8 protein-coding genes are annotated in these 13,707 nt (G+C 73.5%); 6 read left to right on the forward strand and 2 right to left on the reverse strand.

Translation table 11 applies throughout. The features are described from left to right. Positions 1–37: 37 nt before the first annotated feature. The gene (locus tag O7614_RS06360; RefSeq protein WP_278137546.1) at positions 38–478 is read right to left on the reverse strand and encodes a DUF4307 domain-containing protein; all 441 of its coding nucleotides are present in this window, start codon (positions 476–478) and stop codon (positions 38–40) included. A gap of 201 nt (positions 479–679) precedes the next feature. Here O7614_RS06360 and mca point away from each other — a divergent pair, with 201 nt between their 5' ends. The 6 genes from mca to purE all read left to right on the forward strand — a co-directional run bounded on the left by mca (position 680) and on the right by purE (position 8,568). Beyond that, positions 680–1,561 (forward strand): mycothiol conjugate amidase Mca, encoded by an 882-nt coding sequence (mca, locus tag O7614_RS06365; RefSeq protein ID WP_278137547.1) that lies wholly within the window; start codon positions 680–682, stop codon positions 1,559–1,561. A 48-nt stretch (positions 1,562–1,609) separates the two neighbouring features. Further along, the gene (locus O7614_RS06370; RefSeq protein WP_278137548.1) at positions 1,610–1,903 is read left to right on the forward strand and encodes a hypothetical protein; all 294 of its coding nucleotides are present in this window, start codon (positions 1,610–1,612) and stop codon (positions 1,901–1,903) included. Between the two features lie 178 nt (positions 1,904–2,081). Continuing rightward, positions 2,082–4,613 carry a bifunctional diguanylate cyclase/phosphodiesterase gene (locus tag O7614_RS06375; RefSeq protein WP_278137549.1) on the forward strand — a complete coding sequence of 844 codons (2,532 nt, stop codon included), beginning with the start codon at positions 2,082–2,084 and terminating at the stop codon, positions 4,611–4,613. A gap of 52 nt (positions 4,614–4,665) precedes the next feature. Continuing rightward, positions 4,666–6,777 carry a thioredoxin domain-containing protein gene (locus O7614_RS06380; RefSeq protein WP_278137550.1) on the forward strand — a complete coding sequence of 704 codons (2,112 nt, stop codon included), beginning with the start codon at positions 4,666–4,668 and terminating at the stop codon, positions 6,775–6,777. Positions 6,778–6,877: 100 nt separating this feature from the next. Further along, positions 6,878–8,053, forward strand: coding sequence for a 5-(carboxyamino)imidazole ribonucleotide synthase (locus O7614_RS06385; protein WP_278137551.1), 1,176 nt, complete (start codon positions 6,878–6,880; stop codon positions 8,051–8,053). A 23-nt stretch (positions 8,054–8,076) separates the two neighbouring features. After that, a complete protein-coding gene (gene purE, locus O7614_RS06390) occupies positions 8,077–8,568 on the forward strand; it encodes a 5-(carboxyamino)imidazole ribonucleotide mutase (RefSeq protein WP_278137552.1) in 492 nt (163 codons plus the stop codon). A gap of 113 nt (positions 8,569–8,681) precedes the next feature. Here purE and O7614_RS06395 read toward each other — a convergent pair whose 3' ends face one another. Next, on the reverse strand, positions 8,682–13,571 hold the full coding sequence (locus tag O7614_RS06395; RefSeq protein WP_278137553.1) for a permease: 4,890 nt from the start codon (positions 13,569–13,571) through the stop codon (positions 8,682–8,684). Between the last annotated feature and the right edge of the window lie 136 nt (positions 13,572–13,707).

Below are 13,707 nucleotides of genomic sequence, written 5' to 3' on the forward strand. Positions count from 1 at the left end.
GGCCTTCCGTGCTCGAGGGAGGGGCTGTTCCCGCAGGTCAGGACGGGGGTCGGCAGCGTAGGACCTCGCCGATGAACGGCCGCGCGGTGGTGGCGAGGCGGTGTCGGGTCGTCACGTGCCGGTTGCCGGGCTCGGCGGTCACCGTGACCTGTTCCCGGGCCACCTCGGCACCCGCGCGGTCCCGGGCGCGCAGTACGCAGACCGCCGATCCGCCCGACGGCACGGTCACCCGGAAGTCGACGAACACCTGGTTGTCGGTGATGTCCGTGTACGTGATCACCTGGGCGTCGTAGGCCGGGTCGCCGTACTGGCGGTAGAGCCGTACGGAGATCACGGTCAGCGTCCCCACGAGCGCCAGCAGCACCAGTGTCGCCAGCAGCGCGCGTCGCCGCCGTCCGCCCGGTGCCCGGCGTCGGCCGTAGCGCCCGGCCGGGAAAACGGGCGCGCCTGCTGAAATTGTGGCGTGCGTCTCGGTCACCGGCGGGTATCTCCTGGCGTTGTTGTCGGCGGCATCGGCAAGAATGGCAGAGTCCCATCCTCCCACCCGGTCCAGCGGCAGGAATGGCAGGTCATGCAGCGCTGCTGATCGGCGGCAAGGGTGCGGTGAGGACGATCCCGGCAGGTCAGCCGGTTGAGCCCGGTCGGGTCCACCGTCCGGCACAGACGAGGAGCGCCGAAGTTGGCAGAGCAACTGCGTCTCATGGCCGTGCACGCGCACCCGGACGACGAGTCGAGTAAGGGCGCGGCGACGACGGCGAAGTACGTCGCACAGGGGGTGGACGTCCTGGTCGTGACGTGCACGGGCGGCGAGCGCGGGAGCGTGCTCAACCCCAAGCTCGACCGACCCGACGTCTGGGCCAACATCGGCGACATCCGGCGTGCCGAGATGGACGCCGCGCGGGCGATCCTCGGCATCGACCAGGCCTGGCTCGGCTTCGTCGACTCCGGCCTGCCCGAGGGTGACCCGCTGCCACCGTTGCCCGAGGGTTGTTTCGCCCTGCAGGACGTCGAGGTGGCCGCCGGGCCCCTGGTGCGGCTGATGCGTGAGTTCCGTCCGCACGTGGTCACCACGTACGACGAAGAGGGCGGCTACCCGCACCCGGACCACATCATGTGCCACAAGGTGAGCGTGGCCGCCTTCGAGGCCGCCGGTGACCCCGAGCGCTACCCGGAGCTGGGCACCCCCTGGCAGCCGTTGAAGCTCTACTACGACATCGGCTTCTCCAAGGGCAAGATCATGGCCCTGCACGAGGGCATGCTGGCCGCGGGTCTGGAGTCGCCCTACGAGGAGTGGCTCAAGCGGTGGGAGGACCGGCCCGACAAGGGGCCCCGGATCACCACCCGGGTCGAGTGCGCCGAATACTTCCCGGTTCGCGACGACGCGCTGCGTGCCCACGCCACCCAGGTCGACCCGGACGGCTTCTGGTTCCACGTGCCGATGGAGCTGCAGCAGCGCGCTTGGCCGACCGAGGATTACGAGCTGGCCCGCTCGATGGTCGACAGCCCGCTGCCCGAGTCGGATCTCTTCGCCGGGGTGCGGGAGACGGCGCACGCACGCTGATTCCGGGCGGGTCTACCCTGGTTACCAACCGCACATCGGAGGAACGCCATGCTGACCGCTGCCCAGGTGCTCGCGGAGAACAACTTCGGGGACACCCGCACGGGTGGTCTGGCCGGCCCGATGGGCCTGTTCCTCATCCTGCTGCTGGCCACCGCGACCATCCTGCTGATCCGCAACATGAATTCTCGGTTGCGCCGCCTGCCGGACCGGTTCCCGCAGCAGGTGGGGCCGACCGACCCGACCAGGGCCGATGCGGCAGTCGTCGATCCGACAGACGGGACCGGCGGGCGTGATTCATCCACGCCCGCTCCCAATGGGCACCAGCAGCACCGGAACGGGTAGTCGCCCCATGAATCACGCCGAACCGGTTGGTCGCCCCCTGTTGCGGCCACCCGGTTTGGCTTAGCCTTCCGCCGGGGGACCAAAAGTCCCCGAGCCGTGTGCGGGAGGGGGCGCCGATGACCAGCACAGCACCGGCCGCCCGCCGCAACCTCGGTCGGTCGGCTGACGGAGGAGGTCGATGACCTCCGGTCCAGCCAACGACTCGTTCGACCGGCTCGGGGTGCGGGGCACTCCGGGCCGGTTACTCGTGCTCACCGCCGCCGTCACCCTGACCGCCCTGGTCGCCGCTGCGGTCGGGTTGACCCTCCCGGCCACGCTGCCGGCCGACGACCCGCTCGGCGGTCCGGCCCGGTTCGTCATCGCGGTCGCCGTCCTCGGCCTTGCCCAGTTGGCCCGGCTCCGGTTCCGTTCGGCTGCGGGCATGGTCAGCATCACCTGGGGTGAGGCGGCGCTGATCGTCTGCCTCTACCTCACCCCCGCCGGCTGGCTCCCGTCCGCCACTCTGCTCGGCACCGGGCTGGCCTGGACGGTGCTCTCCCTGCACAACGACCGCCGTCCGGTCCTGGAGATCGTCCGGATCGCCGCGTCGCTGGCCGCCGCGTCGGCGCTGGCCGTCTCCGTGACCACGGCGCTCGGGCGGCCACTGCTCTCCCCGCCCACCCCGATGCTGGCGCTGGCCGTGCTCGCCGGGTCGGTGACGTATCTGCTGGTGACCGCCTGGCTGGGTGGGGTGACGCTGGGCCTACGGCACGGCCTGCCGATCGGGCCGCCGCTGCTCGCCGCGCTGCGCGGCAAGCTGCTGATGTTCGTCGGCAACGTCGCGGTCGGCCTCGTGGTGGTCGCCCTGCTGGAGCTGGACCCGCGCTGGTTGCTGTTGCTGCCGCCGCTGCTCTGGCTGCTCCAGCAGACCTACCGTTACCGGCTGCGCTCCGATCTGGAGCGCCGCACCTGGCGGGCCTTCGCCGAGGCCACCGCTGCCCTCAACCAGCTCGACGAGCGGGGTGTGGCCAGTGCGGCGGTCACCGGGGCGCTGACGCTGTTCAACGCCGAGCTGGTGGACGTGGACGTGGCCCGGGCCGACGGCCGGTGGCACCGATACCGGGGCGACGCCAGCGGTCAGCTGGCCGACCGCGAGACGGACCCACCGGACGAGACGGAGCCGGACGAGCACGAGCTGAGCCGGGCACTGGCGGTCGGCGCCGCGCCGGTGGGTCGGCTGCGGGTGCGGTTTCCCCGTTCGGCCCCGCCCAGCGCCCGGGAACGCGACGCCGTGGCCGCGTTCGGCGATGCGCTCGCTGCCGCGCTGCACGACGCCGCAACGCACCGGGAGCTGCGGTTGGTGACCGCCCGGTCGTCGTACGAGGCGGTGCACGACCCGCTCACCGGGTTGGTCAACCGGGCGGCGATGCTCGGCAAGGGTGACCAGTCGCTGCGGCAGCTCGCGCACGATCACCCGGTGGCGCTGCTGCTGCTGGACATCAACCAGTTCAAGGAGGTCAACGACACCCTCGGTCACGCGGCCGGCGACCAGTTGCTGCGGCTGACCGCGAACCGGCTCGACACGTTGGTCCGCCCCGGCGACCTGCTCGGCCGCCTCGGCGGCGACGAGTTCGCCCTGCTCCTCACCGCGGTGCCGGTGCTCGGCGACCGGGCCGCCCCGATGGCCCACGCGTTGCGCCAGGCCCGGGAGATCGCCGAACGGCTGGCCGCGCCGACCGAGGTGGCCGGCGTCCGCATGTCGATCGAGGTCTCTGTCGGGGTCGTGGTTGCCGACGCGGGCACCGCCGACCTGACCGAGCTGCTGCGCCGGGCCGACATCGCGATGTACCAGGCCAAGGAGGGCGGCGGCAACGTCGCCGCGTACGACGGCACCCGTGACGCGGCCAGCACCGATCAGCTCGCCCTGCTGGCCGAGCTTCGCGAGGCGTTGAAGGTCGACGACCAGCTGGTGCTGGCGTTGCAACCGGCGGTCGACCTGACCACCGGTGCGCCCACCGGTGTGGAGGCGCTGATCCGCTGGCAGCATCCCCGGCGGGGGTGGTTGAACCCGGCCGATTTCATCCGACCGGTGGAGAACAGCGAGCAGTTGGGCACCTTCACCCGCTATGTGCTTGACAAGGCACTCGGTGTGGCCGCCGGCTGGGCCCGGGAGGGGTTGGACGTCCCGATCTCGGTCAACCTGTCGGCGCGCAGCCTGCTCGACCCCCGGTTACCGGCGGAGATCGCCGACGCGCTGCGCCGACACCAGGTCCCCCCGCACCGGCTCGTTCTGGAGATCACCGAGACGGTGGTGATGAGCGAGCTGGAGGTCATCGACGAGGTGCTGGCCACGCTCCGGTCGATGGGCGTGCAACTCGCCGTGGACGACTTCGGCACCGGTTTCTCGTCGCTGACCTTCCTCACCCGCATCGCCGTGGACGAGTTGAAGGTGGACCGCTCGTTCGTGATCCGGATGGCGGACTCGCCCGAGGCGGCGGCGATCGTGCGGACGACCGTGGGTCTCGCCCACGAACTGGGGCTGCGCGTGGTCGCGGAAGGTGTGGAAACCGCCGAGCAGCGGATGGCTCTGGCCGAACTGGGCTGCACCTCCGCGCAGGGATACCACTTCTTCAAGCCGATGCCGGCAGACAAGATCGGCGCGGTGCTGGGGTCGCTGCGCGACTCGGCCGAGTCGAACGTGTTCCGGCTCCGCGCCGACGGCGCGTCCTGACCGTCCGGGTGGAGCCCGCGCGGTCCACGCCGGGGCTGGCTATGGTCGTCAGGTGAACCGACTCGTCGACGCCACCAGCCCGTACCTGCTCCAGCACGCCGACAACCCGGTGGACTGGTGGCCGTGGTCCGACGAGGCGTTCGCCGAGGCGAAACGGCGCGACGTCCCGGTGCTCATCTCGGTGGGTTACGCGGCCTGTCACTGGTGTCACGTGATGGCCCACGAGTCGTTCGAGAACGAGCAGGTCGGGGCCTTGATGAACGACAACTTCGTGTCGATCAAGGTGGATCGTGAGGAGCGTCCGGACGTGGACGCGATCTACATGACCGCGACCCAGGCGATGACCGGCCAGGGCGGCTGGCCGATGACCGTCTTCGCCACCCCGGACGGCACCCCGTTCTTCTGCGGCACCTACTTCCCGCGCCCCAACTTCGTCCAGCTGCTCCAGTCGGTCACCACCGCCTGGCGGGAGCAGCGCGACGCGGTGGTGCGCCAGGGCGCCGCGGTGGTCGAGGCGATCGGCGGCGCGCAGGCCGTGGGCGGCCCCACCGCCCCACTGGACGCGCCGCTGCTCGACGCCGCGGCCGGCCAACTGGCCAGCGAGTACGACGCGACGAACGGCGGCTTCGGGGGCGCCCCGAAGTTCCCGCCGCACATGAACCTGCTCTTCCTGCTGCGCCACCATCAGCGCACCGGTGACCCGCAGAGCTTGGAGATCAGCCGGCACACCGCCGAGGCGATGGCCCGTGGCGGCATCTACGACCAGCTCGCCGGCGGCTTCGCCCGGTACTCGGTGGACGCGCACTGGACGGTGCCGCACTTCGAGAAGATGCTCTACGACAACGCGCTCCTGCTGCGTCTCTACACCCAGCTGTGGCGGCTCACCGGTGACCCGCTGGCCCGCCGGGTCGCCCGGGACACCGCCCGGTTCCTCGCCGACGAGCTGCACCGACCGGGCGAGGGTTTCGCCTCCGCGTTGGACGCCGACACCGAGGGCGTGGAGGGCCTCACCTACGCCTGGACGCCCGCGCAGCTCGTCGAGGCGTTGGGCGAGGAGGACGGCCGGTGGGCCGCCGACCTGTTCACGGTGACCGATGACGGCACCTTCGCCCTTCATTCCGCCTCCGCGCCGCAAGGCGGCACTCCGGACGGAAAGAAGGGCGTCGAGAAGGGCATGAGCGTGCTGCGGCTCGCCCGGGACGTGGACGATGCCGCGCCCGAGGTGCGAGCCCGCTGGCAGCGGGTGGTCGGCGCGCTGCTCGCGGCTCGCGACACCCGCCCGCAGCCGGCCCGCGACGACAAGGTGGTGGCCGCCTGGAACGGGCTGGCGATCACCGCCATCGCCGAGTTCCAGCAGGTCGCCGCCCTGTACGCGTCTCCGCAGGACGAGGACGCCAACCTGATGGACGGTGTGACGATCGTCGCCGACGGGGCGATGCGCGACGCCGCCGAGCACCTGGCCACCGTGCACCTGGTGGACGGCCGGCTGCGCCGGGTCTCCCGGGACGGCAAGGTCGGGGAGCCGGCCGGGGTCCTGGAGGACTACGGCAGTGTGGCCGAGGCCTTCTGCGCGCTGCACCAGCTCACCGGTGAGGGGCGCTGGCTGACGCTGGCCGGCGAACTGCTGGACACCGCGTTGGCGCACTTCGCCGCACCCGGTGGCGCCTTCTACGACACCGCCGACGACGCGGAACGGCTGGTCGCCCGGCCCGCCGACCCGACCGACAACGCCACCCCGTCCGGCCGGTCGGCGTTGATCGCCGGGTTGGTCGCGTACTCGGCGCTGACCGGGGAGACCCGCTACCGGGAGGCCGCCGAGGCGGCGCTCGCCACTGTCGCGCCGATCGTCGGGAGGCACCCCCGGTTCACCGGATACGCGGCCCTGACCGGCGAGGCGTTGCTCTCCGGGCCGTACGAGATCGCCGTCGCGACCGAGGATCCGGCGGGCGACCCGCTGGTGGCCGCGGCCCGTCGGCACGCCCCGCCCGGGGCGGTGGTGGTCGCCGGACACCCGGACCAGCCCGGAGTGCCGCTGCTGGCCGACCGTCCGCTGGTCGACGGTCGGTCCGCCGCGTACGTCTGCCGGGGTTTCGTCTGCCGGCGGCCGGTGACCTCGGTCGAGGAGCTGGTCGCCGAGCTGGCCGGCGCCGGTAGCAGCCGGTAGCCGTCGGTGCGCCGCGGCGGAGTCGAGACGCGGCGCCCGGCCCAGAGCCGCCGGCCCTCCGGGGAGGCCCGCAGAGGGCCCCGGATAGGCTGGCCGCGCTATGGATTCCCGTACCGGTCTGCCTGTTGTCGGCATGGTGGGTGGCGGCCAGTTGGCCCGGATGACCCACCAGGCCGCGATCGCCCTCGGCCAGTCACTGCGTGTGCTCGCGACCGCCCCCGACGACGGCGCGGCTCTCGTCGCAGCCGACGTCCAGTACGGCGACCACACCGACCTGGCCGCCCTGCGTACCTTCGCCAAGGGCTGCGACGTCGTCACCTTCGACCACGAGCATGTGCCCTCCGAGCACATCCGCACGCTGGCGGCGGAAGGGGTGACCCTCTACCCGCCCGCGGACGCGCTGCTGCACGCCCAGGACAAGCAGGTGATGCGGGAACGCCTCACCGAGCTGGGTGCGCCCAATCCGGTGTGGCGGCCGGTCGGCGAGCCCGCCGACCTGGTCGACTTCGGCGAGCAGATCGGCTGGCCGGTGGTGCTCAAGGCGGCGCGCGGCGGCTACGACGGCCGGGGCGTCTGGATGGTCGACGACGCCGCCCAGGCCGCCGAGCTGGCCGCCACGCTGCTGGCCGGCGGCACCCGGCTGATCGTCGAGGAGCGGGTGCCGTTGCGCCGCGAGTTGGCCGTGCAGGTGGCCCGGTCGCCGTTCGGTCAGGTGGCCGCGTACCCGGTGGTCGAGACCGTGCAGCGCGACGGCATCAACGTGGAGGTGCTGGCCCCGGCACCCGACCTGGACGAGGCACTGGCGGTCTCCGCCCAGCAGCTCGCCATCGACCTGGCCACCGCCCTCGGGGTGGTCGGCCTGCTGGCCGTGGAGCTGTTCGAGGTGCGTGACGACACCGGCCGTCCCGCCATCGTCGTCAACGAGCTGGCGATGCGCCCGCACAACTCCGGGCACTGGACCATCGAGGGGGCCCGGACCTCCCAGTTCGAGCAGCACGTGCGGGCGGTGTTGGACTACCCGATGGGCGACACGGCGCTGACCGCGCCGGTGGTGGTGTCGGCGAACGTGCTCGGCGGCGAGCCCGGCGGGATGTCGATCGACGAGCGGTTGCACCACCTCTTCGCCGCCGAGCCGGGCGCCAAGGTGCACCTCTACGGCAAGCAGGTCCGACCCGGCCGCAAGATCGGGCACGTCACGGTGCTCGGTGACGACCTGGAAGACCTTCGGGCCCGGGCGGCCCGGGCCGCGCGCTGGCTGCGCGAGGGCCACGAGTGAGCGGAAACGAGGAGACAGCGGCAGTGAGCACCGTCGGGCTGATCATGGGCAGCGATTCGGACTGGCCGACCATGCGGGCCGCCGCCGAGGTGCTCGACGACTTCGGCGTGTCGTACGAGGTGCGGGTGGTCTCGGCGCACCGGACGCCGGTCGCGATGATCGAGTACGGGCGGGACGCCGCCGACCGTGGTCTCAAGGTGATCATCGCCGGGGCCGGCGGTGCCGCCGCGCTGCCGGGCATGGTGGCCTCGGTGACGCCACTGCCGGTGATCGGCGTGCCGGTGCCGCTGAAGCACCTCGACGGCATGGACTCGCTGCTGTCCATCGTGCAGATGCCCGCCGGGGTTCCGGTCGCCACCGTGTCGATCGGCAACGCCCGCAACGCCGGCCTGCTCGCCGTACGGATCCTCGGCGCTTCCGACGAGGAGCTGCGCGTCAAGATGGCGACCTACCAGCGAGAGCTGGAGAAGCTGGTGGCGAGCAAGGAAGCCGCCCTCCACCAAACCCTCCGCTAACCCCGGGGCCGTCGATCATGGACTTGTGGTGCCCGAAAAGTGTCGCTCGCGGCCATTCGTCCCCACCACAACTCCATGATCGACGCGTCTAGGCGTCGACGCGTCCGGCGGTTTCATCTCATTCCGCGGAGGGCGGTCTGGAGGCGTTCCTGCGCGCGGCGGCGGCGCTCGTTGCTCGCCCCGAGTACGAGCAGCAGGATGCCGACCGGGATGAGCGCGAGCCACGGGCCGAGGCTGACCAGTGCGTGGATCGCGGTGATCGCGGTGACCGACGCGCCGACGATCACCGGGGCCTGCTGCCGGGTGGACGAGCCGAAGATCAGCACCGCGACCGCGCCGAGCAGCAACAGCATCTGCCGCAGCGTGCTGGACTCGGTGGCCAGGACGATCGCCAGGGTCGGGACGAAGGCGGTGACCAGCGCCGGCCCGTACGCCACCCAGCTGCTCAGGTCTGGGCGGTGCCGCAGTTCGAGGACTCCGACGAGGAGGGCCAGCGCGGCGAACGGCAGCGTGTACGCCTCGGGCAGCGCGACGTCGGCGACCCGCATCAGGATCCACCAGGCGGTGATCTCGCAGACCACCACCGCCCAGAACAGGATCCGGCGTTCCACCGGGCGGCGACCGGGCCGGGTCGCCGCCACCCCGAGGACCGCGCCCCAGGCGGCCAGCAGTGCGGCGATGTGCCGGGGCGAGTCGAAGGCGAGGGCCAGGGCGATGAGCGCCGCAGCGTACCCGGTCCACTCCACGGTCGAGGCTTCGCGCTGCGCCTCGGGGCGGCGCAGCCGGGGCAGGGTCGCGGCGAGCACCTGCAGGACCGCCCCGACCGCGAGCACACCGAACGCGGACCAGACCGCGGCCAGCCCGGCGACCAGGCCGGCGGTGAGCACGAAGAGCTGCGCCATGAGTGAGGCGAAGAGCCAGCCGAGGATGCGCGCCCGCTGGGTGGTGCCGAACAGCGCCGCCACCGCGCCTACCCCGACCGCGCTACCGAGCGTCAACAGGGTCATCTGCCGGTCGGCCAGGCTGCCGGCGAGTCCGGCGCTGCCGCCGGCCAGCCCGATGGCGAACACCAACACCCGGGCCAGCCGCAGCGAGCGAGCCCGCTCGACCAGCGGCGGCGGTGGGGTCAGCGCGAGACCGAGCATCGCGATGGTGAAGACGGCGAGCGCGGCGACGGTGCTGGCGGGCCAACCCTGGCCCAGCGCGATGGGTGCGATCAGCAGCGTGACGGCCGCCCCGGGCAGCACCACCGGCACGGCCCGGGACCGTCGCCCGCCGCTGAACCCGGTCGCGGCCAGCGCGGCGGTCGCGGTGAGCAGCAGTGCCGTCAGCACGTGGGTCGGGTTGACCACGTCCGGCGGTGGGGTGAGCAGCTCCGGCGGTGGGCCCTGCCAGATCCGGGTCAGTGTGCGGTGCGGCTCGACCAGCGCGGTGACCAGCGCGGGGGCGATCGAGGCCAGTGCCAGGGCGGTCGGGAGGGCCGCCGCGGCCAGCGCACCGGCGGCGGGGTTGACCCGCCACCGTCGCCGCTCCGGGTCGTCCGGCAGTCGCCGTAGGGCGCCGTCGAGCCGTACCGCCCAACGCCGAACCGGCTGGGCGGCGTTGGTGGGCGGCACGGTCGCCGCGCGGATCAGCTCGGCCAGCACGCCGAGCAGGGCCGCAGCGGCCGCGTAGACCCCTGCGGCGAGGCCGGTGGGGATGGCGGCGAGGGCGCTGATGGTGGCCCCGCCGACCACCGCCACGCTGACCCAGGGCAGATATTGGGGCACCTGCCGGCGGACCGCGGCCACGGCGGCCAGGCCGAGGCTGGACGCGGCCAGCGCGGCGGTCAGCACCACCTGCGCCGAGTGTTCGAATTCGGCGGCCAGCGCCGCCACCGAGCCGGGGAGGGCCAGCAGGGCGGCGCCGATCGCCGCGCCACCGATCTGCGCCAGGTGCGGTGGCATCCCCTCGGTGTCGATGTCGGCCACCTGCGGGCCGGCCAGGACGCGGGCCAGCGTGGCCACCACCACGCCGATGAGCGCGATGCTGCCCAGGGCCAGCGCCGTGGTCCACGGGCGGACCAGGCCGGCTCCGGCGGCGTGCAACGCGACCACTCCGGCCACGGTGGCCCGGGACAGCCCGGCACGGGCCTCCTCGGTGGCGACCGCGGCGATCCCGTACACGGTGGCGACCATTCCGCCGACCAGGACCGGCGACCACCAGGCCAGGTCGAACGCGGCGGGCGCGCCGATCGTGGCGAGCACCGCCGCCACCCCGGACACGTCCCACCGCCAGGGCCGCGGGAGCAGGATGCCGGCGGCGAGGGCCAACAGCGCCAACGCGACAGGTGCCTGCCAGCTGGCGCCGCCGACCGGCGCGGCGGGCCAGCCGCTCAGGTCGCCCTCCCAGATCGGGCCGGGGGTGGCGAGCACGCCGACCCCGCCGCGCACCGCGGACCACCCGGCGAGGACGCCGATGAGGAGACCACCGACGGCGAGGCCGAGGATCGGCCCGCGTCGCCACTCCTCCGGCATGCTCCGTGCGCCCACCGCGACCACCAGGACCAGGGCGGCGGCCACCGCCAACTGCCCGCCCGGTGCGAGCACCGCCCCGATCCGCACCAGCGTGGCGATCAGGGCGGTGGTGACCGCGGCGGCGGCCAGGTCGGATCCGTCGAGGGTGAGATCGGCGCGGCGGCCGGCGTCGATGGAGGGGGCCAGGAAGAGCAGCACCGCCGCGACCAGCAGGAGTGCTCCGACCCAGGCGTCGGCGACGGTGGCACCGGGCGCGCCGAACGCGGCGGCGGTGACCAGCAGCGCGCCCAGCCCGGTGCCGACCGACAGCGGCGCGGGGATGCGGCGCTGGGAGACCTGCACGACGGCGGCGTAGCCGAGGGTCACACAGACCGCCAGGAAGCTGGCCGCCAGGACCGGGACGGTCACCTCCCGGAGACTCGCCGGGGTGGGGGTCGGATCACTGGGCATGGTGGCGGTCACGAACGCGGCCACCGCCCCGGGCAGCGCGAACGCGGCGCCTCCGGCGGCCCAGGCGGTGACCGTGTCGGAGGCGGCCGAGGCGATCCGGATCCGGGGCGCCAACGCGACCAGCGTGCCGGCCACGAACAGGGTGAGCAGGACCGCAGCGGTGAGCGTGGGGCGGGTGAGGCTGGCGCCGGCGCCGAAGATGCCCACCACCGCCGCACCGACGGCGTGCGCCACCGCCGCTCGGTCGGTGCGGGCGGAGAGCCCGATGACGCCGATGCCGATCGAGGCGACCACCATCGGCCAGGGTGCCGCCGCCCAACCGAGACCCAACGAGGCCGGGACGGCGAGCGCGGTCAGCGCCGCGCCGGCGACCGCGAACTCGCGGCGGATCTCCGGGGGCAGTGCCAGCACCGCCGCGATGGTGAGCAGGAACGCGGCGCCCGCGAGCTGCCAGGTGGTCGGACCGACCGCCGCTGCCAGCTCCCCGGGGTAGCGGCTGAGGTCGGCGCCCCAGGCGGGCAGCGCCGCCCGGACCGGCGCGACCCCGGCCCGTAGTGCGCCTCCGGCGACCACCAGACCGCTGACGGTCAGCGCCACCGCCGAGGCGATCTGCGGACCACGGCGGGCGGTCTCGGGGACCGCACGGACCGCCAGCCCGGTCACCGTGATGACCAGCGCGATCAGCAGCAGCGCCCGGCCGGGCAGCGCCACCGAGACGATTCGGCTGAGCGCACCGATCACGGCCAGGGTGACGATGCCGGCCGCGACGTCGGGCAGCGGCGGTCGACGCAGCACCAGCGCGCCGGCCAGCCCGACCGCGGCGGCCAGCAGCAGCACCGTCCCAGCGCCGGTCGCCGTCGGCACGGTCTGCGCCCGCAGCAGGGCGGTGACCGCGTACGCCAGGGCCACGGCGACCGCCATCGCGTGCAGCAACCAGGTCAGCTCGCGCAGCCCGGGCACCGGTCGGGCCGGCCGCGCGTCGGCGGAACCCGCTCCGGCGTCGATCAGCTCGGCGGCCTCCTCCGGGTCGCCCTCCGGCCGGCTCTCGGCACTGCGTTGGCGAGGCGTCGACGAGGTGCCCGGCGGGGGCAGGTCCGGCCGGGCGGGGCGTTCCATGACCACGCCGGAGCGGGCCAGCCAGAGGTCGACGAGGGCGACCAGGGCCAGCACCAGCGCCCAGCCTCCCGGGCCGGTGATCCGGTCGTACGCGAGCAGCGGCAGCACCGGCTGCGCGGCGAGCACGGTGGCGAAGCGGGGTGCGCGCAGGCCGGTCCAACCGGCGTACGCGAATGCGACGGCCACCGTGACTGCGAAGATCACCCCGCTGAAGACCGTGGCGGAGACGCCGCCGGTGCCGATCCGGTCCACCGCCCAGAGTGCGTTACCGGCAAGCGGCACCAGGAGGAGGCCGACGGCGGCGATGGTCTCGGCGGTCGAGGTGAGCCCGCGCCGGGCCAGCACCGGCGGGGCGAGCAGCATCAGCGCGGTGGCCAGGAGCAGGATGCCGAGCCGGGCCACCGCGTCCATCGAGCTGGTCGCCACCGCGGCGAAGACCACCGCGGCCACCCCGAGCAGCAACGCGCCCAGCCCGAGGGGGATGTTCTGCACCTCGCGCGACGAGGCCTCCGGCGGGTGCTCCGGGTCGTCCGGGCCCAGCCAGGTCGCCCGGGGTGGGGGCGGGTCCTCCGGGGTGAGCGGGGTGTTCTGGCGCGGCACTCGGGGCGGTGCTCCGGTGGTGGCGGTCGGTGGCCGCCGGCCGGCGCGGCGGCGCAGCACCCGACGGGGTCGGGTGGCCTGCTTGACCCGCTCCTCGCCGGCGTGGGCGAGGATGTCCCGCTGGAAGAGCGCGGCCTGCATCTTGGCGGCGATCTGCCGTTGCTCCCGGGCGATGGCGGCGTCGCGTGCCTTCATCTCCGCGATCGAACGCTCGATGTCCGCGAGGTGCTCGACCCACTGTGGCTGGTCAGCCCCACAGTGCGGGCATCGGACGGCCGGCTTGATCTCCCGGCCGCACGAGGAGCATTGAAAGGTCGCCACGACACCCCTCCACCCGCACTGTGGACTCCCACTGTCGCAGCATGCCCAAAGCTGGCGCGGATTTCGACTCTTGTCGGCGGGTCCGGGGCAAACAACGCCACCGGCCGGCCCCCGGAACGCTCGGGTGGCCGGCCGG

It is taken from the genome of Micromonospora sp. WMMD961 (assembly GCF_029626145.1).
GTDB lineage: Bacteria > Actinomycetota > Actinomycetes > Mycobacteriales > Micromonosporaceae > Micromonospora.

Excerpts from the sequence above, each read along its gene's own strand:
- O7614_RS06385 (WP_278137551.1), top strand. The coding sequence starts at position 6,878 with ATGGATTCCCGTACCGGTCTGCCTGTTGTCGGCATGGTGGGTGGCGGC.
- O7614_RS06375 (WP_278137549.1), top strand. The coding sequence starts at position 2,082 with ATGACCTCCGGTCCAGCCAACGACTCGTTCGACCGGCTCGGGGTGCGG.
- O7614_RS06370 (WP_278137548.1), top strand. The coding sequence starts at position 1,610 with ATGCTGACCGCTGCCCAGGTGCTCGCGGAGAACAACTTCGGGGACACC.